Source organism: Hallerella succinigenes, from assembly GCF_002797675.1.
Classification (GTDB): domain Bacteria; phylum Fibrobacterota; class Fibrobacteria; order Fibrobacterales; family Fibrobacteraceae; genus Hallerella; species Hallerella succinigenes.
Genome location: NZ_PGEX01000001.1, coordinates 1,587,509 through 1,610,326 on the forward strand (window position 1 = coordinate 1,587,509; position 22,818 = coordinate 1,610,326).

15 protein-coding genes and 1 pseudogene are annotated in these 22,818 nt (G+C 49.4%); 15 read left to right on the forward strand and 1 reads right to left on the reverse strand.

The annotated features are described in order from the left end of the window. The 4 genes from rpoC to BGX16_RS07220 all read left to right on the forward strand — a co-directional run bounded on the left by rpoC (position 1) and on the right by BGX16_RS07220 (position 6,396). Positions 1–4,482, forward strand: coding sequence for a DNA-directed RNA polymerase subunit beta' (rpoC, locus tag BGX16_RS07205; RefSeq protein WP_100425439.1), 4,482 nt, complete (start codon positions 1–3; stop codon positions 4,480–4,482). A gap of 75 nt (positions 4,483–4,557) precedes the next feature. Continuing rightward, positions 4,558–4,941 (forward strand): 30S ribosomal protein S12, encoded by a 384-nt coding sequence (gene rpsL / locus BGX16_RS07210; RefSeq protein WP_073305713.1) that lies wholly within the window; start codon positions 4,558–4,560, stop codon positions 4,939–4,941. A gap of 11 nt (positions 4,942–4,952) precedes the next feature. Continuing rightward, positions 4,953–5,429: a 30S ribosomal protein S7 gene (rpsG, locus tag BGX16_RS07215; protein ID WP_100425440.1), complete on the forward strand. Its 477-nt coding sequence runs from the start codon at positions 4,953–4,955 to the stop codon at positions 5,427–5,429. 301 nt (positions 5,430–5,730) lie between these two features. Next, a complete protein-coding gene (locus tag BGX16_RS07220; protein WP_157797924.1) occupies positions 5,731–6,396 on the forward strand; it encodes an FISUMP domain-containing protein in 666 nt (221 codons plus the stop codon). Between the two features lie 461 nt (positions 6,397–6,857). Here BGX16_RS07220 and BGX16_RS15140 read toward each other — a convergent pair. Continuing rightward, positions 6,858–7,157, reverse strand: a pseudogene (locus BGX16_RS15140) (DUF6803 family protein); the annotation flags it as partial. Positions 7,158–7,445: 288 nt separating this feature from the next. On the opposite strand from BGX16_RS15140, the gene BGX16_RS07240 reads away from it, so the two are divergent. The 11 genes from BGX16_RS07240 (at position 7,446) to rpsJ (ending at position 22,815) form a co-directional block, all read left to right on the forward strand. Beyond that, complete coding sequence (locus BGX16_RS07240) at positions 7,446–9,413, forward strand: carbohydrate-binding protein (protein ID WP_100425444.1); 1,968 nt, start codon at positions 7,446–7,448, stop codon at positions 9,411–9,413. 301 nt (positions 9,414–9,714) lie between these two features. Continuing rightward, positions 9,715–11,124, forward strand: coding sequence for a phosphopyruvate hydratase (gene eno, locus BGX16_RS07250; protein WP_100425446.1), 1,410 nt, complete (start codon positions 9,715–9,717; stop codon positions 11,122–11,124). A 278-nt stretch (positions 11,125–11,402) separates the two neighbouring features. Next, the gene (locus tag BGX16_RS07255; RefSeq protein ID WP_100425447.1) at positions 11,403–13,226 is read left to right on the forward strand and encodes an ABC transporter substrate-binding protein; all 1,824 of its coding nucleotides are present in this window, start codon (positions 11,403–11,405) and stop codon (positions 13,224–13,226) included. An 18-nt stretch (positions 13,227–13,244) separates the two neighbouring features. Then, a complete protein-coding gene (locus BGX16_RS07260) occupies positions 13,245–14,627 on the forward strand; it encodes an ABC transporter permease (protein WP_100425448.1) in 1,383 nt (460 codons plus the stop codon). A 2-nt stretch (positions 14,628–14,629) separates the two neighbouring features. Then, complete coding sequence (locus tag BGX16_RS07265; RefSeq protein ID WP_100425449.1) at positions 14,630–15,475, forward strand: ABC transporter permease; 846 nt, start codon at positions 14,630–14,632, stop codon at positions 15,473–15,475. 12 nt (positions 15,476–15,487) lie between these two features. Then, positions 15,488–16,489, forward strand: coding sequence for an ABC transporter ATP-binding protein (locus BGX16_RS07270; RefSeq protein WP_100425450.1), 1,002 nt, complete (start codon positions 15,488–15,490; stop codon positions 16,487–16,489). After that, positions 16,479–17,291, forward strand: coding sequence for an ABC transporter ATP-binding protein (locus BGX16_RS07275; protein WP_100425451.1), 813 nt, complete (start codon positions 16,479–16,481; stop codon positions 17,289–17,291). The genes BGX16_RS07270 and BGX16_RS07275 overlap by 11 nt, the downstream gene beginning before the upstream one ends. Before the next feature lie 116 nt (positions 17,292–17,407). Then, a complete protein-coding gene (locus BGX16_RS07280) occupies positions 17,408–19,168 on the forward strand; it encodes a glycoside hydrolase family 44 protein (protein ID WP_241899488.1) in 1,761 nt (586 codons plus the stop codon). Between the two features lie 18 nt (positions 19,169–19,186). Beyond that, positions 19,187–21,121: a GTP-binding protein gene (locus BGX16_RS07285; RefSeq protein WP_100425453.1), complete on the forward strand. Its 1,935-nt coding sequence runs from the start codon at positions 19,187–19,189 to the stop codon at positions 21,119–21,121. A 191-nt stretch (positions 21,122–21,312) separates the two neighbouring features. Continuing rightward, positions 21,313–22,497: an elongation factor Tu gene (tuf, locus tag BGX16_RS07290; protein WP_100425431.1), complete on the forward strand. Its 1,185-nt coding sequence runs from the start codon at positions 21,313–21,315 to the stop codon at positions 22,495–22,497. Positions 22,498–22,506: 9 nt separating this feature from the next. Continuing rightward, entirely contained in the window at positions 22,507–22,815 is a 309-nt protein-coding gene (gene rpsJ, locus BGX16_RS07295) for a 30S ribosomal protein S10 (protein ID WP_100425454.1), read from the forward strand. The last annotated feature ends 3 nt before the right edge of the window (positions 22,816–22,818 follow it).

Sequence of the window (22,818 nt, forward strand, 5' to 3'; positions counted from 1 at the left end):
ATGTCAGAAGAAACTTTCGATTATTCTGAAAACAACAATGGTGAAGTCTCCATTCACCTTGCTTCTCCTGAATTGATTCGTCAGTGGTCCTATGGTGAAGTCACCAAGCCTGAAACGATCAATTACCGTTCTTTCAAGCCGGAACGCGATGGCTTGTTCTGTGAACGCATTTTCGGACCGGTGAAGAACTGGGAATGTAATTGCGGTAAGTACAAGCGTATCCGTTTCAAGGGTGTCATTTGCGACCGTTGCGGTGTGGAAGTTACCCATTCCAAGGTTCGTCGTGAACGTATGGGTCACATCGAACTCGCTATCCCTCTCGCACACGTTTGGTTCGTGAAGAATCAGCCGTGCGTGCTCGGTGCGATTTTGAATCTTGACACCAAGTCCCTCGACAACATCATTTACTACGAAAAGTACATCGTGCTCGATCCGGGTGATACCGATCTCCAGCCGAATGAACTGATCGACGAAAGCAAGTATATCGACCTCGAAAGAGAAGGTCGTCACTTCTCCGCGAAGATGGGTGCAGCCGCTTTGAAACAGCTCCTTGCAAACATCGACTTCGTCCAGCTTTCTGACGAACTCCGCGTGGAAGCCGCGTCCAAGTCCAAGACGAAGCGTGACGATGCCATCAAGCGCTTGAAGATTGTCGAATCCTTCAAGAAGTCTCAGATGGACGACTTCCTTTCTTACTACGAAGATCCGGAAAAGAAAAAGAACAGCGATATTCCTTGGGCTAAGGACATCGCCGAAAAGGTCGAAGACTTTAAGTACGGCGTCATCGGTGCTGATGGCGAACGCAAGGGCGGTTATGCCGCTAAGACCGAAGGCAAGGAATTCAACCTTCTCGATGCGTTTACCCAGTTCCGCGAAGCGTATCCGCATGAAGCCAAGAACCTCTCTAACCAGCCGGAATGGATGATTCTTGACGTTCTCCCGGTGATTCCGCCCGATCTGCGCCCGCTTGTTCCGCTCGATGGTGGCCGTTTCGCTACCTCTGACTTGAACGAGCTCTATCGTCGTGTCATCAACCGCAATAACCGCTTGAAGAAGTTGATCGACATCAAGGCTCCGGACGTGATTCTTTGCAACGAAAAGCGCATGCTCCAGGAAGCTGTGGACCAGCTGTTCGACAGCGGTCGTCGTTCCGTCCGCGCTGGTTCTAACCGTCCGTTGAAGTCGCTCTCTGAACTTCTCAAGGGTAAGCAGGGCCGCTTCCGTATGAACCTTCTCGGTAAGCGTGTGGACTATTCTGGTCGTTCCGTGATCGTCGTGGGTCCGGAACTCAAGATGCACCAGTGCGGTCTTCCGAAGCGCATGGCTCTTGAACTTTACAAGCCGTTCATCATCCAGCGTTTGGAAGAAGAAGGCATTGTTTATACGCTCAAGGCTGCTAAGAAGTATGTCGATGCAGAACGTCCTGAAGTTTGGGACATTCTCGAACAGATTATTGAAGACCATCCGGTTATGTTGAACCGTGCTCCGACGCTTCACCGTCTGGGTATTCAGGCCTTCTATCCGAAGCTCATCGAAGGTAATGCGATCCGTCTTCACCCGCTCGTTTGTACGGCTTTCAACGCTGACTTCGACGGTGACCAGATGGCAGTCCATCTTCCGCTGTCCTTCGAAACGCAGCTCGAATGCCGCGTGCTCATGCTTTCCTCCAACAACATTCTTCACCCGGCTTCCGGTCAGCCGATTGCTGTTCCGGGCCAGGATATCGTGCTCGGCTTGTACTACATCTCCAAGCCGCGTCCGAACCGCAAGGGTGCTGGAATGCGCTTCTACGATCCGGACGAAGCTCTTCGTGCATACAATACCGGCGTGATCGATTTGAATGCGGAATGCTACCTCCATTTGCCGGCAGGCCGTAAGATCTACATGGGCGCTCTTGAAAAGGATACCCCGTGCTTGACCGAACAGCCGGATGATAACGGCAAGTGCGAAGTGATCGCGAAGGCTGGTCAGAAGATTAAGTTCCTCACCTTGAAGGAACCGTCTCTCATCAAGACCACCATGGGTCGTATCATTCTGAACGAAATTATCCCGAACGCAGTCGGTTATGCAAACGAAACCTTCGGTAAGAAGGTGATTGCGAAGTCCATCGACGATCTTTATCGTCGTACCGGCAACCGCGTGACGGTCGAATACCTCGATGACCTGAAGGCCCTCGGTTATAAGTGGGCTGCTATCTCGGGCTCCTCTGTGGCCATCTCCGAAATGGTGATTCCGCCAGAAAAGCAGCAGTTGCTCGAAGAAGCAAACGAAAAGGTCACCCGTATTCGCGAACTTTACGAAGACGGTGTCATCACGGACGGTGAACGTTATAACCAGATTATTGACGTTTGGTCCAAGACGACGAGCGATGTCGCTGCTAAGCAGTGGGATCTCCTCTCTCACGACCGTGACGGATTCAACCCTGTCTATATGATGGCGGATTCCGGCGCTCGTGGTAGCCGTGAACAGATCAAGCAGCTCTCTGGTATGCGTGGTTTGATGCAGAAGCCGACCAAGCAACTCGGCGGTCAGGAAGTCATCGAAAACCCGATTAAGTCCTGCTTCCGTGAAGGCTTGAACGAAATGGAATACTTCATTTCTGCTCACGGTGCTCGTAAGGGTCTTGCTGATACCGCTCTGAAGACGGCTGACGCTGGTTACTTGACCCGTCGTCTTGTTGACGTCGCCCAGGACCTCGTGATTGTGGAAGAAGATTGCCACACGAAGGATGGTATCGATATTTCCGCCTATAAGGACGGTGACGATACGATTATCCCGCTCGAAGAACGTCTCCTCGGTCGCGCTCCGGTCGAAGACATCGTTCACCCGGTGACAGGTGAAGTGATTGTCAAGGCTGGCGAACTTGTGACGGAAAGTGATCTTCCGAAGATTTCTGCAACGGGTCTTGAACACGTGAAGATGCGCTCTGTGCTTACCTGTAGTGCCCGCCACGGTGTCTGTGCGAAGTGCTACGGCCGTATGCTGGCGTCCGGTCGTCCGGTTGACCTCGGCGAAGCCGTCGGTGTTATCGCGGCTCAATCCATCGGTGAACCGGGTACGCAGCTGACTCTCCGTACGTTCCACATTGGTGGTGCTTCTAGCCGTCTCACGGTTGAAAACTCGAAGAGCGCTCCGGTTGATGGCAAGGTTGAACTTGATAACGTCAATACGCTTGAACACGACGGTCACAAGGTTGTCGTGAGCCGTATGGGCGAACTCGTGATTTTTGACTCCACCGGCATTAACAAGGGTCGTTGGCAGATTCCATATGGTGCAATCCTCTATGTGGAAAATGGCGCAGCGGTAACGAAGGATACGAAGCTCTTTGAATGGGATCCGTATACGAGCCCGATTCTTAGTAACGTCAGCGGTAAGATCCAGTTCATCGACTTGATTGAAAACACGACCTATCGTGTGGATAAGGACGATGTGACCGGCGTGGAAACCTGGACCGTCATTAGTGACCGTCATGGTAAGCACCGCCCGGCTATCAACGTTCTCGACGCAGCTGGCAACCGTCAGGGTGTTTACTACCTGCCGGATGGTGCTATTCTTTCTGTCCACGACGGCGACAACGCTGTGCCGGGCGAAATCCTCGCCAAGTTGCCGCGTGCTGTCGGTAAGACTAAGGATATTACGGGTGGTCTTCCTCGTGTTGCAGAACTCTTCGAAGCGCGTGTTCCGAAGAATGTCGCTGTGATTGCTCCAATCGACGGTATCGTCGAATACGGTAACGAAGAACGCGGCAACCAGAAGGTAATCATCAAGAACGCCGAAGAAGAACAGAGCGTGCTCGTGCCACGTGGCCGTCATCTCGCCGTGCTCGAAGGCGACCGTGTCAGCAGAGGTCAGAAGATCTGCGACGGTTCTGTCGATCCGCACGATATTCTTCGTGTTCAGGGCCCAGAAGCCGTGCAGCGTCACCTGGTGAATGAAATCCAGGCCGTGTACCGCCTTCAGGGTGTGGCTATCGCTGATAAGCACATTGAATGCATTGTGCGTCAGATGATGCGTAAAATCAAAATTTCCGATCCTGGTGATTCCGATCTCCTTCCGGATGAAGAAATCTCCAAGGCTCGTCTGCGCGTGAAAAACGACAAGCTCAAGGCAGAAGGTCGTGCCGAAGCAAAGGGAACCCCGATGCTCCTCGGTATTACCAAGTCCTCGCTTGCTACGGATAGCTTCATTTCCGCAGCGTCCTTCCAGGAAACAACGAAGATCCTCACTCGTGCTGCAATTGAAGGTAGTGTGGACCCGTTGATGGGACTTAAGGAAAACGTCATTATGGGTCACCTGATTCCATGCGGAACGGGTGCAAGACATCTGCGTGACGTCGTGGTCATTGATTCCGACGCAGAAGCTGAGGCTGCCGCTAACCGGGCTTCCCAGTTGGAATCTGAAAATTCGGTCGGCGATATCGATTTCTCGCTGCCGGATACCGGATCCGAAGCCTCGGAAGATAATGGAGATAACATCGAATAATTTCGAAGGCAAAACTTGAAATTATTCGAAAAAGAACTATATTTGGGTTTCCAAAATTATAGGGAAAAATAAACAATGCCTACTATACAACAGCTCGTCCGTAAGGGCCGTGAAAAAATCCTCAACAGAACCGCTTCGCCGGCTCTGAAACAAAGTCCGCAGAAGCGCGGTGTTTGCACTCGTGTGTACACCACCACGCCGAAGAAGCCGAACTCCGCTCTCCGTAAGATTGCTCGTGTCCGTCTTTCCAACAAGATGGAAGTGACAGCTTACATTCCGGGTGAAGGCCACAACCTCCAGGAACACTCTATCGTCCTCATTCGTGGCGGTCGTGTTAAGGATGTTCCGGGTGTCCGTTACCACATCATTCGCGGTACGCTCGATACTCAGGCTGTGAACGGTCGTAATCAGGCACGTTCCAAGTACGGTGTTAAGAGAAAAGCTCCGGCTAAGAAGTAAAGGAAGAGCATATGTCTAGAAGAAGAAAGACTATTCACAAGCGCACCATTGCAGACCCGCGTTATCATTCCGTTTTAATCACCGAACTCATTGGTGTCGTTCTCAAGCAGGGCAAAAAGACGATCGCTGAACAGATCGTTTACACCGCTCTCGATCTCTTGGACAAGAAGGTGGAAGGCGAAGGTTCTCCGCTCGACAAGTTCGAAGAATGCCTTGAAAACATCAAGCCGAAGCTTGAAGTGAAGTCCCGTCGTATCGGTGGTGCAAACTACCAGGTACCGATGGAAGTTGCTCCGGATCGTGCTAAGGCTCTCGCTCTTCGTTGGTTGCTTACCGCTGCCCGTAATCGTACGGAAGCTAATATGGCACAGCGTCTTGCTGCAGAACTTGTTGCTGCCAAGAACAACGAAGGCAACGCCATCCGCAAGAAGCAGGATGTGCACAAGATGGCAGAAGCAAACCGAGCATTCGCTCACTTCCGCTTCTAATATCTTTAGCCCTTTGTTTTGGAAAAAGCCCCGCAGAAATGCGGAGCTTTTCTTGTATATGGTTTGCAGCCCAAATTATTGGGTTTTTGTGTCTCATTTGACACGGATGATCCCTCATACCATGGAATTACCGGATATGAACAGGTTGAGACCGACTCGGTCGTAATTCTAGATTTGTCAGGCAATTTGCTTTGGGGGCATGCCCCAAGTCCGATTTTAGTCTTTCGGCAGGATGCTATCTCGTTCTCCGTCAAGGTTCTCGTATTTTAACATGGCAACTTTTAAAATAGAGGTAATCAAAATGAATAAGAAACAAGCTTTTTTGTCAATCACTCTTGCCGCATTCTTAGCATCGTGTTCTGACGATAGCAATAGCTGGAACGCTAACGAAGTCTGTCCAGAAAGCGGTCGAGGAACATTTGTTGATGAACGGGATGGGCAAGTGTATAAATACACGACCATTGGCAACCAGGTTTGGATGGCTGATAACTTGAATTATGAAACAGACTATAGTATCTGTTATGACAACGGTGATTCGGATTGTAATTTTTGGGGGCGATACTATTCTTTGCAAGAGAACAATGATGAACATGGTAAGCTAGACTATGCTAGAGTCGATTCTGTTTGTCCCATGGGATGGCATGTGCCAACCAAAGATGATCTTTCATATGTCGTTGATATGATGGGCAAATATGAGGATGAATCCACTGCTGATAGATTTAAAAGTGAAACACTTTGGGATGGGTCGGAGTTTTCAAAAAACGGTGTGGATGAATGTGGCTTTTCGGCAATTCCTAGTGGCTATTTATGGTCTTCAGGTGAATTACAATCTTTGCATATTTCTGCGAATTATTGGCTTGCGACAATGAAAACTTCAGGAAAAGCGTATCAAGTGAATATTGCTAGCGTTGTGACTGGGGAAGGTCATTCTGCTGCTTATATGTCTATTCGTTGCATAAAGGATTAATTGCGTAAAATACTATTGTTCATTCTGCTAATAATTTCCATACATTCTTTTGCTTTAACGCTTGATCAGGTTCGAGCAAACTTGAAGAAAAATTCTATATCAGGCGATTCTATAGAAATTAATGTTCGCACATCTGTTTCTACAGCTGGTTCAAAGCAATCGGTCTCCGTTTTCTTTGTTCAAAAAGGAAAAAAAATTTATTCTGAAATAAATACCTCTTTTTTGAATCAAAGAAGTATTGTGAACGATTCTCGGATGAAAATTATTGATTTGAATACCAATAAATTTCAAATAATACCGTATAACGGGGAACCATTGAATGTTGTGTCTTACACGCATTTTATGCTGCCTCTGCCATTGAACGCCACAAACGGATCCGATTTCGCATCTCAGGAACATTTGATACAAATCCAAAATTCAAAGAGGTCGGGAAATGGTGGTAAAACTTCATGCATTATAAATTATATGCCATGATGGAGGTGTTTTTCCACTTGGACCGATTTTTCGGGGGAGTATCCTGCAATGCCCGGATCTACCATGCCGAAAATCATTGCGAGATGGGAAAGTACGAGGAAAGCGGCGAGAAGGATCATGGGAATTCCCGCTGTGAGATATGAGAAGATGGCGGTTGCGTCTACCCACGTGCGAAATTCGCCATTTGAAGTGAGGGGAATGACCACGGTGGGAACAAGGTAAGTGATGATTAGAATGAATGCGATTCCGCCAAGAATGCTACTGCATCGGTTTAAAATACGAATCCAGCCGTTTTTGTGCTGCCAATCTCGCTCTTTACGACGTCAAGTCAAATGGGAGAAATTCTTGTAAAGTGTTTGTTCCGTCAATGATTTCCTAAAAACGATAGCCCTAAATTATCTTTTGATGTTTTGCAGCGTCATGAATGGATGCCTTTGGAATTTCCATTTCGTCATTGCCTTTGTGGACAATTTGTCAATAATCATTTTGTAAGGGTTATCAATCTTTTGCTTTATTCGGCTATTTTTTTGTAGCGATAAACAAAAAGTTTCGCTAAGGATGTTAGGGTGTCTAGAATGCATTGTAAGGCTATAACTTCGGCGTTTGTTGTAATTTCTTGCTTTTTTGCATCAACGTCATTGGCGGAAACCTCTCTTCATGTTCGTCTTGGCGATAGTATTCGCCCTGTAACTCATGTAGCAACAGGGTCTTTGTATGGGTTGACGGAAACTTATCCTGTCGATATAGCCAGGGACGTGGAACCTTTGAAACCGAACGCTTTTTTGGCTCCTGCCCGTAGCGGACAGGGGCGTCAACAACCGATTGGCGGTGCGTTTCTCGTTTCTCCACGGATTGAAAATACCACAGCGAAGATTCATATTCGGCTGGCTGACATTCTACCGGGATGGCCCTATAATTTCAAAGACATGAATCATTGGCTTTCTGAAGTGGAATCTGTCATCGAAGATAGAAAAGCGGCCAAGGTACAGAATTTTGATGGCTATGAAATTTGGAATGAACCCGGCGGAACTTGGACAAGTACGACCATCGATTTTAATTCCGGATTATGGAAAACAACTTATGACTTTATTCGTCAAAAAGATCCGGAAGCAAGAATCATTGGTCCCTCGTATGCTTGGTACAACAGCAGCCGCATGGAGGCTTTTATAAAGTATTGTTCGGAAAACGATTGCTTGCCCGATGTTATCAGCTGGCATCAATGGGGTTCCGAAGGATTTGTTGGCGCCATTGAACATTATCGGAGTCTTGAAAAAAAGTACAATGTAACGCCACGCGCGGTGAGTATTAATGAGTATTCATCCGGCACGCATACGTTGGAAGGTTGCCCGGGAGTTTCTGTGCCATTTATCGCTAAATTTGAACGTCATGGGGTGGAAAGCGCGATGATTTCTTGGTGGTTCACCAATTTGCCCGGACGTCTGGGAAGCTTGCTCACGGCAAAAAATGAACGCGGGGGCGGTTGGTATTTATACAAATGGTATGGAGACATGAGCGGTTATATGGCAAAAGTCATTCCGCCAAATGACAAGAGCGACAGTGTCGATGGATTTGCCGCTGTAGATTTACAAAGAAAAGTGGCGAGCATTGTTGTGGGAGGAAATACCCTAGGGGAAGTCCCTGTAAAAATTGACAACATTCCCGAAGTCTTTGGAAACAAGGTCAATGTTGATGTTGAATATGTCGTTTGGGTAGACAAGGATTCGGCCGTTGCCTCTACAATTCTTGAATCTAGCCAGGAATACGAAGTGTCAAATTCCTCCATTACGATTCCAATCCATATCCAGAATGTTTACTATGCCTATCGCATTTACATAACGCCTTCTATTCCTCAAGCGCCTTTTGGGGAGGAGGCAAAGAGTATTCCGGGCAAAATTGAAAGTGAAAATTACGATTTAGGGGGAGAAGGAAAGTCCTATCATGATATGGATGCCGAAAACAGGGGCGGGATGTATCGAGAAGATGGGGTGGATATCGTTGAAACGGGGGATGGTTACGCTTTGGGATACACGGTTGCTGATGAATGGACGGAGTATACTATTCATGTGGATTCCAATGGTGTTTATAATGTGGATGCTCGTGTAGCAACTGCTATGGATACAGCAGGTTTTGAACTATACATCGATGAAAAGCGGATTTTAGACCCGATTTTCGTTGCCAAAGTGGATTCTACATTTGATACATACAAAGAAATAGCATTGGGTTCCGTGGAACTGGATAGAGGGGAGCATGTTTTGAAATTGAAAATTGTCAAGAGCTATATCAATATAGACTGGATTCAATTCCGTCTTGCCGGAAACGAAGAACATACTAGTATCAAAACACCGTCAATGCAATTCCAAAAGGCAATTTCTGCTGAATATCGTGTATTTGATTTTCAAGGAAATTGGCTCGGAACGATTTCAGGCAAAAGCCGGGAAGAGTTGCAATTCAAAATCGGGAACTTGGTGAATCGGAACGGTGTCTTTTTGTTGAAACCGCTGAAATCGGGAAAAGGATTCCGGATTCAAGTACTGGATAAGTAGCAATGCTCGGCTTTTAAAAAGAAGACTCTACGAAGCAATTCTTTTTGCTTGCCATCGTGGTGCTTTGCGCATTCACCGCTTGTAGCGATGATAGCGACGTTTCTCCTAAGCAGCGTGGCAAGGTGGGCGTGGAATTCCTTGGACCATTTGTTTGAAAAATAGTTTTCTTCGAGTCCGAGAAAGCGTTGCGTTGGTCTATAGCATTTCTGGTTTTGCATATGGTGTGGATAGTCGGTGAACCGAAGTTGAAAAATTTTATATATTTTCAACGACTTTTCACTCTAACCAAAAGGCAAAAAATATGGCTTCTAAAATTAAATCCGTTGTTGCCCGCCAGATCCTCGATTCTCGCGGCAATCCCTCCCTCGAAGTTGATGTTACCCTCGAAAACGGTGTGACCGGTCACGCTGCTGTTCCGAGCGGCGCTTCCACCGGCGAACGCGAAGCTTGCGAACTCCGCGACGGTGACAAGAAGACTTACTGCGGTAAGGGCACGCTCACTGCTGTGAAGAACGTGAACACCAAGATTGCTAAGAAGATCATCGGCATGGATCCGTCCAAGCAGACCGAAGTTGACGATGCCATGATTGCTCTCGACGGCAACCGCATGCTCAAGAACAAGCTCGGTGCAAACGCTATCCTCGGCGTTTCCATGGCTGTCTGCGTTGCTGCCGCTAAGGACGCAGGCCTTCCGCTTTATCAGTATATCGCCAATCTCCATGGCACCAAGAAGCTCACGCTCCCGTGCCCGATGTGCAACGTGATCAACGGCGGTGCACACTCTAGCGCTCCGATCGACTTCCAGGAATTCATGATTGCTCCGGTTGGCGCAAAGACTTTCTCCAAGGGCCTCCAGATGGTCACCGAAATCTTCCACGCCCTCAAGGCTGTGTTGAAGAAGGGTGGCTTCGACACCACCGTTGGTGACGAAGGCGGCTTCGCTCCTGGTGTTTCTATCAAGCCGGCTAAGAACAAGTTCGGTTACGAAATCACTGGCGTGATGACCCTCGAAAAGGCTCTCGACGCTTTGAAGACTGCAACCACCAATGCCGGTTACAAGTTCGGCACTGACATCAAGATCGCTCTTGACGTTGCTTCTTCCGAATTCTGCGACAAGAACACCAAGGCTGGCAAGCCGGAAACCTACACCTTCAAGAAGAGCACCAAGAAGACTCTCAAGTCTGCCGACATGGTGAAGCTCTATGAAAAGCTCATTGACAAGTATTCCATCTTCTCCATCGAAGACGGTCTCGATGAAGCTGACTGGGCTGGCTGGAAGGTCATGACCGACAAGCTTGGGTCCAAGATCAACCTCGTGGGTGACGACCTGTTCGTGACGAACCCGACCATCTTCGACGAAGGCATCAAGGCCGGCATCGCTAACGCCATCCTCATCAAGGTGAACCAGGTGGGTTCCGTTTCTGAAACCCTCGCTGCTATCAAGCGCGCTCAGGTCGAAGGCTATGCTCCGATCGTTTCTCACCGTTCTGGTGAAACGGAAGACACCTTCATTGCGGACCTCGCCGTCGGTACCGCCGCTGGCCAGATCAAGACGGGTTCTCTCTCCCGTACGGACCGCGTCTGCAAGTACAACCGTCTTCTCCGCATCGAAGAAGAACTCGGCAAGAAGGCTGTCTACGCAGGCGATCCTCGCAAGGCTGTAAAGCCGGCTGCTAAGAAGGCTGCCTGCAAGAAGTGCTGCAAGAAGTAATTTCTAACCATTAGAATTGCTGAAAGAGGCGCCCTTTCGGGGGCGCCTCTTTGCGTATATGACGGCAAGCCTTGTATAATCCGCTATGCTTCGGAAAATCGCGATTTAATCTTATAATTGGAGCTTGAGCCTTTTTTGTTTTGGGAATAAAAGTTTATCTGTTTGCAGAAATCGTATGAAAAAATTTACATGGCCTGATTTATGGCAAAAGAAATGTAAATTATGCTTGTCAAGTTTAAACTGGACTTTCTTGTGCAGAAACATCAAGAGGATTATAGATGAATTCATTGAAAACAATCGCCACAGGCACACTTGCCTTGTCGGCGTGTTTTAGCGTTTTGGTCGGTTGCGGTGGCGCATCTTCGGATGGCGAAATGGCTAACGGCGCGTTACTCCGTCAGGAAACGCTTTACTTGTCTGGTCAGCAGAATTCAGCACCGGGTTCTTTCAACCCGTTGGCAGAAAGCTGGGCTGCATCCTGGCCGGTAGGCGGTCGCTTCAACCTGATGTACGAACCGTTGATTACGTACAACTCTTTGAATGGTCAGATCGAAGATCTTTTGGGCCATTTGGTTGAAGAACTTTCCAACAACGATAGTATCGTTGTGGATTTGAACCCGGCGGCAAAGTGGAGCGATGGTAAACCGGTTACCTCTAACGATGTGACTTTCATGTTCCTCCGCGGCTCGATTAACACCGCGGAACAGATTTCTGCTATTCACGTTGATACTTTGAAAAATGACGCAGGCCCTGTGGAACGTCTTTCTTTTATGGTGAACAAGCAGGCTCGAAATAATCCGCTTACCGTGCGTGACTTATTGCAGGCGACTCGTATCGCTCCGGCCCATGTCTTTGAACCGATGATTAAGGAAAAGGGCCTGGACGAAGTCAAGAAGATGCTCATGGATCAAAATCCGGTTGTTTCCGGTCCTTATGGCCTTCAGTCCTACAACGAATCCAAAATTATCTTGAAGCGTCGTGATGATTATTGGGGAAACGCGGCTCTCCATAACGGCCAGCTGCCGGCTCCTAAGTATATCGTTCACCCGATTTACAAGAACAACGAACATAACACGATCGCCATGCGCGAAGGCAACTTGGACGCTTCCCAGAGCTTCATTCCGCGTATCGAACGTAAGGCTGGCGCAGGCGTTCACACTTGGTGGAACGAACCTCCTTACTTTCGCCCGGGTGCGATGCCGATGCTCGTCATCAACACGACGAAGGAACCGCTTAACGACAAGCGTTTCCGTCGTGCACTGGCTACTGCAATCGACTATACCGCACTCCGTCAGTTTGCAGTTTCGAATTACACTTCCTCTTTGAAACCTGGACTCATTATGCCGACCGATTTGGAAGGCAAGTATATTGTTGACGAAGACCTTTCTACGTACGGTGCAAATCTTTCGATTACCGATGATGCAGAACGTTTGAACGTGGTGAAGCAGATGCTTTCCGAAGCGGGCATCAAATCCGTCTTCAACGAAGATGGCTCTCTCAATCACATGGAAAATGCTAAGGGTGAACGTTTGCCGACGCTTTCGATTACGTCTCCTGCTGGATGGACCGACTGGGAAGCCATGGTGACGATCGCTGTTGACGGTATGCGTAAGGCTGGTATCGATATCCGTGAAGGCTTTGTGGATGGTGGTCAGTATTGGCCGGCTATGGGTCTTGGAAACTTTGACTTGGTGATGCACAAGCCGGTCGCAGATGTAACACCGTCTCTTCCGTGGAGCCGCTTCAACGAAATCATGTCTTCTCGTGATTGGCAGCCGCTTGGCGGTTGGGCTGGTGTGAACATCGGACGTTACAACAAGCCGGGTTCTCCGGAATACCGCCCGGAAGTGGATCAGCTTTTGTCTGCAATTCCGCTGATGACCGATTCTTCCGAAATTGCAAAGGCTTATCGTGAATTGAACAAGATCTTCATGGAAGATCAACCGTCTATTCCGCTGGTTTATCTGCCGGAACAGTTCTATGAATTCAGCGATCGCGTGTGGACGAATTGGCCTACCGCTGAGAATCCTTATGCTCCGGCTCAGCTTCCTTGGGTTGCTTCCGGCACCAAGATCCTCTGGAACTTGAAGCTTGCAAAATAAAGGTTAAAAGGAATACAAATGCTTAAACAATATCCTATGCTTCGCTATGTCCTGCAGAAGGGGTTCTGGTATCTCCTGACCTTCTTCTTTGCGGTGGCTTTGAACTTCGCATTGCCTCGTGTGGGCGGTAGCGATCCGGTTGACATCATTATGGGTCAGGCCGGTAAGGGTCTTTCTCCGACTGAAGCTCAGAAGAAGAAAGCCGAACTCCTGGTTTCTTTCGGCATGGCCGAATTGGACGATCAGGGCAATCCTATTTACGAACCTGAATTGGATAGTGCTGGCAACGCCGTTACTCGTAAGGTTGCAAAACTTGACGAAAATGGTGCTCCGGTTGTAACGACTGTGAAGGTTGTGAACGAAGACGGAACTCCGAAGATGGTGGAACGTCAAAAGCTTGATGCGGAAGGTAAGCCTGTTTTTGAAGAAAAACCGGTCCTTGATGCGAAGGGCAAGCCGGTGATGGAAAAAGACCCGAAGACTAAAAAGAAGGTCGCCAAGGTTGAAAAAGTCGCCGTTATGGAACAGGTCCAGGCAGAACGTCAGGACACCGTCATGGTGGACGAAGTCGTTCTCAAGACCGAACCAAAGCGTGCTTCTGCAATCTCTCAGTTCTTCTCTTACATTGGCAATGTGTGCAAGGGTGACCTTGGCAAGTCTTATACGAACAATACCGAAGTGACGACCATTATTAAGAACGCCCTTCCGTGGACGCTTTTGATTCAGGCTCCGACCATTCTTTTGGGCTGGATCATCGGTAACCTTCTTGGCGCTTTTGCTGCTTACAAGCGTGGCATCTTTGATAAGGTGTTTTTCCCGGTTGCGATGTTCTTGAATGGTGTTCCGTACTTTGTGTTCGGTATGCTTCTCGTGGCTCTCTTCTCGATCACTCTTGGCTGGTTCCCGGCTGTGGGTAACATGAGCCCGGATATTTCTGAATTTACGTTCTCCTGGGCTTGTTTGAAGAGCGTAGGTTGGTACTATATCCTTCCGTTCTTCTCCTGCTTCCCGATTCTTCTTTCCGGTCAGGCAACAGGTATGCGTTCCATGTCCATTTATGAGCTCGGTACGGATTACATGAAGTATGCGAAGTGGCTTGGACTTCGTGAAGGACGCATCATCAGCTATGTGTTCCGCAATGCGATGCTCCCGCAGCTCACCGGTCTTGCTCAGTCTCTTGGTGCAATGGTTGGCGGCGCTCTCATTACTGAAATGATCTTCTCTTACCCGGGCCTCGGCATGGCTATGCTCGACGCCATTAATAAGCAGGATTACGCTACCATTCAGGGTTGCACCTTGATGATTTCTACCTGCGTTCTTGTTGCAAACTTCGCCGTTGACGTCTTAATCGCGATTTTCGATCCGCGCGTTAAGGCCGGTCTTCAGATGGGAGGTAAGTAATCATGGGAAAGCTTCTTAAAAACCTTCTCAAATCTCCGATGTTTGTCATCGGCATCTCGATCTTTGTTCTTACACTGTTGATCGCTGTCTTTGGACCGCTGTTCTACAATGTTGACACCCACGCTCGTGATATCATGGCTGGCCCTTATGCGGGTTCTAGCGCAGCTCACTTGCTCGGTACTGACCGTCTTGGCCGCGACTATGTTTCGCTTTTGATCGAAGGCCTTGGCAACTCCCTTTATGTGGGTTTCCTTGCCGGTATCATTGCAACGACTCTCGGTGTTTTGATCGGTCTGTTTGGCGGTTTCCGCGGTGGATGGATTGACGAAATCTTGAACATGGGAACGAACCTCTTCATCGTTATCCCGCAGTTCGTGATTCTCGTGCTCATTAGCTCCGCCTTTAAGGAAGGCCGCTCATTGACTTTGATCGGCGTGGTGATCGGTCTTACCGCTTGGAGCTGGTCTGCTCGTGCCGTTCGTGCTCAGGCTTCGTCTCTCCGTAGCCGCGACCACATTGCGCTCGCTCGTATCAATGGCGCTAGCACTTTGACGATTGTGATTAAGCACGTGCTTCCGTATTTGCTTTCTTATGTGTTCATGGTGTTCATCATGCAGGTAGGTTCCGGAATTCTTTCCGAAGCTTCCATTTCGATGATTGGCCTTGGCCCTGTGGATACCACTTCGTTGGGTATCATTTTGAACCAGGCTAAGGATAACGGCGCTCTCGCTGACTCCATTTGGATTGCGTTCTTGCCGGCAACACTCGTCGTCACTTTGACCGTGTTCGCTCTGTATTTGATCAATACGTCGATGGAAGGCGTATTCAACCCACGTCTTCGCAAGTAAGAGGTTTATCCTATGTCAGATAATGTTTTTGAAGTAGACAATCTCAGCCTCTATTATCTCGGACGTTTTGGCGACAAAACCCATGCTGTGACCAATGTTTCGTTCTCGATGAAACAGGGTGAAATCCTCGGTATCGCGGGTGAATCCGGTTGCGGTAAGTCCACTCTCGTGAGCGGTCTTATGGGTATGTGCATTCCGCCGCTTTATCCGGAATCGGGTGATGTGCGTGTGAGAAACGAAAAGGGTGAAATGGAATCCCTGATGCATCGCTCGATTAGCGATGTGCGTGCAAACGTTCTCGCTCAGAAGGTTTCTATGATTCCACAGGGCGCATTCAATGCTCTGAACCCGGTCCGCAAAATCAAGGACATCGCTGCAGACGTGATCGCCGCTCACCAACAGCCGGGCAAGGCTTTGGACAGCAAGGAAATTTACGATCGTCTTTGCGAACGCTTTGACTTGTTCGGTATGGACACAAAGCGCGTTCTGAATTCCTTCCCGATTCAGTTGACCGCTGGTGAACGTCAGCGTTCCGTGATCGGCATTTCCACCATTTTGAATCCTCAGATGGTGATTGCAGACGAACCGACATCCGCTTTGGACGTTTCGACTCAGAAGGAAGTGATCAAGATGATTTTCGATCTTCTGGACAAGGGAATTTTCCAGACGATGATTTTCATCACGCATGAACTTCCGCTGTTGTATCATGTTGCCGATAATATCGCTATTATGTATGCTGGCGAAATCGTGGAAAAGGGTACAGCGGAACAGGTCGTGAAGGATCCGCGTCATCCGTATACCAAGGCTTTGATGGGCGCCATGCTTAGCACGGAAGCGAGCCAGCGTTCTCGTCATCCGGTGGCTATCGAAGGTGCGCCTCCTAGCCTCAGAAACAAAATCGTTGGTTGCCGCTTTGCTCCGCGTTGCAAAATGGCATGTGAAGATTGCAAGAAGAATACCCAGAATCTCCGCGTTGTCGGCGATCGTGATGTGAGGTGCGATTATGCAAAGTGATAAGCCCGTAGTTTTTTCTGCAAAGGGAGTCAGCAAAACTTTTGGTGCTGGCAAAAATTTGAAGACCGCTGTCGATAATGTGACCTTCGACATTTATGACGAAGAATTCATTTCGATCGTGGGCGGTTCGGGCTGCGGTAAATCCGTTCTTGCAAAGATCATGCTCGGCCTTTACAAACCGACGGAAGGCGAATTCACTTATCGCGGAGCTCCGATCAAGAATCAGAAGTCTCATTGGAACGAAGTCCAGTTTGTTTTCCAGGATCCGTTTGGATGCTTTAACCAGTTCTTCACCATTCGCAGCCAGCTTGAAGATGCTCTGAACATTCTCAAGGACAAGCCGAGTAAGGAAGAAATCCGCCAACGTGTCGATGAAGGCTTGATGGCGGTGAACGTGAAACCGGAAGATATCGAAGGTAAATATCCGTTCGAACTTTCCGGCGGCCAGATGCAGCGAATGCTTCTTGCCCGTATCTTTGCTCTTCGTCCGAAGGTTTTGATCGCTGACGAAGCGACATCCATGGTGGACGCTTGCGTTCGTGCTAACATCCTTGACTATCTTCGTAAGTTGAAAGATCAGCTGAAGATGACGGTCGTGTTTGTGACTCACGATATCGGTCTTGCAAACTATGTTTCGGATCGCATTTTCATTATGCATAAGGGAAAAATCGTGAACCAGGGAACTCCGGCAGAAGTCCTCGACAACACGAGTGAACCGAACACGCTGAAGTTGCTCGACGACATTCCTGAAGTCCACAAGACGGAATGGATTCCGAACAGCCACCGCGCGAAAAAAGCTTAGCGGTTTTGAAATAGCTTGTTCAAGAGGCGTCGCGGTTGGCGGCGCTTCCTTGTTATAGGCAAGATGCCTTAGGAAAGGGCATATCGATCCGAATTTTTAATTGAAAGGAGAATAGCATGGGTTGGTGTATAAAATGGGGTTTGGGAATGTTGGCCGCCGTGATGTCGCTCCCGGCGATTTCCCTTGCGGCGATAGAGGTACGGGTGGATTCCAAAGCGGGAATACAAAAAATTTCCCCGTATATTTTCGGGAAAAACATCAGCGGTTTAAATGATGCAGAAACAAGTGATCCTGCTAAAATCGCTGCGGAAGATTCGACCATCAAACGGATGAACGAAATCGGCTTTCGTTTTTTCCGGGCGAATAACGGGAACAACGCGACGCGTTACAATTGGCGTAAAAAATTGACCGTACACCCGGACTGGTACAATAATGTCTATCCCCACGACTGGGACATAACCGCCAAAACGATTCAGGATAAGCTTCCCGGCGCTAATGCCATGTATGCGTTCCAGCTTTCGGGCTATGCCGCTTCATCTGCCGATTATAATTTTAAGGATTGGGATTTTTTTCAAACGAATGGCTCGTGGGCCAAATCCACTTTGGATCTAGCTGGTGGTGGTGTAGCTTCTGCCGATGGACAGACCGCATTGAAAACGGGGGATTACTCCCTTTACAACGAGGAGTGGCCAGCGGATTCGACGGTTGCCATTTTGAACCATTGGAAGGACGATGTGAAGTTGGACATGAAAAGGTTTGAATACTGGAGCATGGACAATGAAATGGAAATTTGGAGCGGGACGCACAGCGACTTGCCGCTGACCGTAACGCAGCAATTTTTGGTCGAACGTTATTTGGACGTGGCGAAGAAAGCCAAAAAGGCTTGGAAAGATATCAAGCTGACGGGTCCTGTGGCGGCGAACGAATGGCAATGGTGCGGAGTGGATTCCGACCCGAATGCGGCGGAGGAGCGCAATTATTGCTGGCTGGAATACTTTATCAAAAAAGTGGCCGAAGCGCAAAAGGCAAGTGGCGTCAAATTGCTGGATGTTTTGGACATTCACTGGTATCCGACGGAAAAAACATACGAAGATCGCATCAACTGGCATCGGGTATTTTTCGATACGACATACGTTTATCCGGGAGCAAACGGCATAAAAAAAGTTAACGGTGGCTGGGATAATTCTATCGTCAAAGAATTTATTTTCAAACGCCTGAACGATTGGATGAATGCCTACTTTGGAAAAAATCACGGCATTGGTTTAGGATTGACGGAAACGGATTTGACAACGGACGACGCCATGCTGACAGCGCTGATCTACGCATCTTTTTTGGGAACGTTCATGGACAACGGCGTGGAATTGTTCACTCCTTGGAGTTGGGGGGACGGCATGGATGAAGTGGTTCACCTGTTCATTCGCTACGGCCACGAATTTCGGGTCGCATCGACCTCTAGCAATGATTCCCTGGTGTCCGCCTATTCATCGGTGACAGAATCGCAGGATTCGATGACGATTATTTTGGTGAACCGCTCCGAAAAAATGTCGCAGGCGGTGAATTTGTCGGTAGAAAATTTTGAGGCACTGCCGCAGGTGCAAACGCTCACCCTTTCGGATTTGTCCGGCGAAACTTTTGTATCTCACACGGAAAACGCCCTGCGGCACGGAACCGCCGTGGCAAGCGACGCCAAATTTTCTCTTGAACTTCCCGCGAAGTCCATTACGGCGCTTCTTTTGATACATCAAAACCCGACGTCCATTCCCAAGAAAACCCTTCGTTCCGTTAAGAAAAAATCCGGCACGCCCCGGTATGTGAACGGGAGAATTGCCAAGGAAAAGGCGACCGGCTCCTATCCGACGCCCACCTTTGCAAAATAAGCCGGATAGAATTCGCGCATGCAGCCCATTCGTAACATCGCTATTCTAGCTCACGTGGATGCGGGCAAGACGACCCTTTCTGAACGTATTCTGTTCACCGCAGGGGAAGTCCGTCGTCCCGGTGACGTAGAAGATGGCCTTGCGACCATGGACTATCTTCCGGAAGAACGGGAACGCGGTATTACAATCGAAGCGGGCGTCGCTCATTTTGAATGGCGAAACATCTGGTTCAATTTCATCGATACGCCGGGGCATGTGGACTTTGGCGCAGAAGTCGATATGGCGCTTTCTTCCGTAGAAGGGGCCATCTTGATCGTCTCTGCCGCGGACGGCGTTGAAACGCAAACGCTTTCTGCGTGGAAGAAGCTTCGCAAAAAAGGAATCCGCACGCTTGTCTACATCAACAAGCTCGACAACCCGGACTTTTCTCTCGATGAAACCTTGATCGCTATTGAGGAACATCTGGGTGCACGCCCCGTGTTGCTTTCCATTCCGGAATACGCACAAATTAATGGTGCGACGAAGATTGCATCGGAACTTGACGTCATCAGCGGTACAAGGCTTATCCAATCCGAAGGCAAGGAAGAGGCGAAAAAGCTTTCCGCCAAGGATCCTGCCGCGGCAAAGCTTCAAGGCGCTTACGCCGAAGCGGTCGAAGCCGCCTCGGAATTCGACGATGAAATTCTTTCCCTCGCCATGGACGGTGAGAAGGTCCCCCCGAAAACGCTTATCCGCGGACTTGCAGAACTTTGTGCATCCGACAAGTATGTGCTTTGCTATGCAGGCTCTGCCAAAGAAAACTTCGGCGTGCGAAGCCTCATGACAGGACTTTCGTTTTTCCTTCCGCCGCCGCCCAAGTTCCCGGCGAATTGCCTGGGCGAAGTGGTGCGCTTAAGACATTTTTCCGACATGGATGAAATCGCGCTCTTCCGCAGCATGGCAAATCTTTCGAGTGAAAAATTTCCGAGCGATTTTGAATTTTTCCGCCTAAAGGCATCTACGCTTGAACCTGTGCAGCAGATTGTCGCAGGCGACATCTACGCTCTGCGTTCTCCGAAGCCTCTTTCGCTCGGTTCCCGCCTTTCCGTTAAAGGAAATGTGCTCCAGAATTCGGGAACTTCTTCTGAAGTCTATGATCCGCTGCTACAGACCCACGTGGAATGTATCCGCGCAGAAGATTACACTTCTGTCGAAAAAAGCCTTCAGCTCTTGACGCGGATGGATCCGTCCGTTCGCATTACTCCTCACCCGGAAGCGGGCTACTGGGTTTTACATACGGTGGGGGAGGTGCAGCTCGAAGTTGTCATGGAACGACTCAAACGTGAATTTGGTTGTGATGTTCGGGCGGGAAGTCCCGAAGTCATGTGGCTGGAACGCTTGCGAAAAAAGCTCGGTCCCGTCGAAAATTCTTTCCAGGCGGGCCCGTTTAAGGTAGAGCTCTCTCTATCTGCAAAGCCTCTTTCGGAATCCGAAAAGGATATTCGTCTTTCCGGGGAATTCTTGGAAGAAGCGCCCCCTGAGATTCTTGCCGGTATCCGTTCTGCGCTTCTCGAAAGTGCTGAAGTCGGATTTTTGGGCAAAGGCCCCCTCGTCGGCGTGGAGTTTCAGATTGGATTCTTCGACTGCGAAGGCTCGGTCTCCGTTCCGATGATCAAAAAGGCTTGCTCTGACGCGGTCATCAAATTGATACATGCCTCCGACATCGTCCTGTACGAGCCGTATATGGAACTTTCCCTCGAATGTCCGGCGGAATATGCAGGAATGCTCAGCGGGGATATCCAATCCCGCGAAGGCAAAATTATCGAAATCGGCGGTGACGGAATTATGCATTCGTTCAAGGCAGAGCTTCCGCTCCGAAATCTTTTCGGGTATGCAACGTCGGTCCGTTCCGGTTGTAAGGGACGTGCACAATATTCAATCCGCCTTTTAGGGTATAGAGTCCACAATATCTAGTGGCGAACCTACCCTGTTTGTATATTTTTTGTAAAATATTTTTCAAAAAGTCTTGTCTTTTCATAAAAAACAACTAAATTTGGGACTCCAATTTCGGGAAGTAGCGCTTCCTATGCTTTCCGAAGTATCAGGGTGAAATGTTTCATCCGCTGACTTGAAGCGATAAACCTTCTGGTGAAGAAGAGGAAAAAATGGCAAAAGAACATTTTGAAAGAACCAAGCCGCATTGCAACATTGGCACAATCGGCCACGTTGACCACGGTAAGACGACCCTGACGGCCGCAATTTGCACGACTCTCGCTGCAAAGGGCCTCGCTGCTGCAAAGAAGTTCGATGAAATCGACAATGCACCGGAAGAAAAGGCTCGTGGTATCACGATCAATACCTCCCACGTGGAATACCAGACTGCAAACCGTCACTACGCACACGTCGACTGCCCGGGGCACGCCGACTACGTCAAGAACATGGTGACCGGTGCCGCCCAGATGGACGGCGCAATCCTCGTCGTCGCGGCGACTGACGGCCCGATGCCGCAGACCCGCGAACACATCCTTCTCGCCCACCAGGTCGGCGTTCCTAAGATCGTCGTGTTCCTGAACAAGTGCGACATGGTCGACGATCCGGAACTCCTCGAACTCGTCGAAGAAGAAGTCCGCGACCTCCTCAAGCAGTACGGCTACGACGGCGACAACACCCCGATCGTCCGCGGCTCCGCACTCAAGGCCCTCGAAGGCGACGCGGAATACCAGGAAAAGATCATGGAACTCATGGCTGCTGTCGACGAATACATCCCGCAGCCGGCACGCGAAACCGAAAAGCCGTTCCTCATGCCGATCGAAGACGTGTTCACGATCACCGGTCGCGGCACCGTCGCGACGGGCCGTATCGAACGCGGTATCGTCCGTCTCAACGACAAGGTCGAACGTATCGGTCTCGGCGAAACCACCGAATACGTCGTCACGGGCGTGGAAATGTTCCGCAAGCTCCTCGACGACGCCCAGGCAGGCGACAACGTCGGCCTCCTCCTCCGCGGCGCAGAAAAGAAGGACATCATCCGCGGCATGGTTCTCGCCGCTCCGAAGTCCGTCACCCCGCACGCCCACTTCAAGGGCCAGATCTACGTTCTCAAGAAGGAAGAAGGTGGCCGTCATACTCCGTTCATGAACGGCTATCGTCCGCAGTTCTACTTCCGCACGACCGACGTTACCGGTACGATCAAGCTTCCGGAAGGCATCGAAATGGTGACTCCGGGCGACACCGTCACGATCGACGTCGAACTCATCGCACCTGTTGCTATGGAACAGCAGCTCCGCTTCGCAATCCGCGAAGGTGGCCGTACGGTCGGTGCTGGTTCCGTCACTGAAATCATCAAGTAAGGAATAACAATGGCTGGTGAACGCATTCGTATTTGCTTGAAGTCGTTCGATCATCGCATGATTGATCGTTCCGCTCAAGATATCGTAAATACGGCAAAGAACACGGGAGCCCGCATCGCGGGTCCGATCCCTCTCCCGACCAAGATTCAGAAGTACACGGTTCTTCGCTCTCCGCATGTCAATAAGGCGTCCCGTGAACAGTTTGAATCTCGTACCCACAAACGCTTGATTGACATTCTGGACGCTACTCCGCAGACCGTTGATTCCCTGATGAAGTTGGAATTGCCGGCAGGTGTCGAAGTCGAAATTAAGGTGTAATAC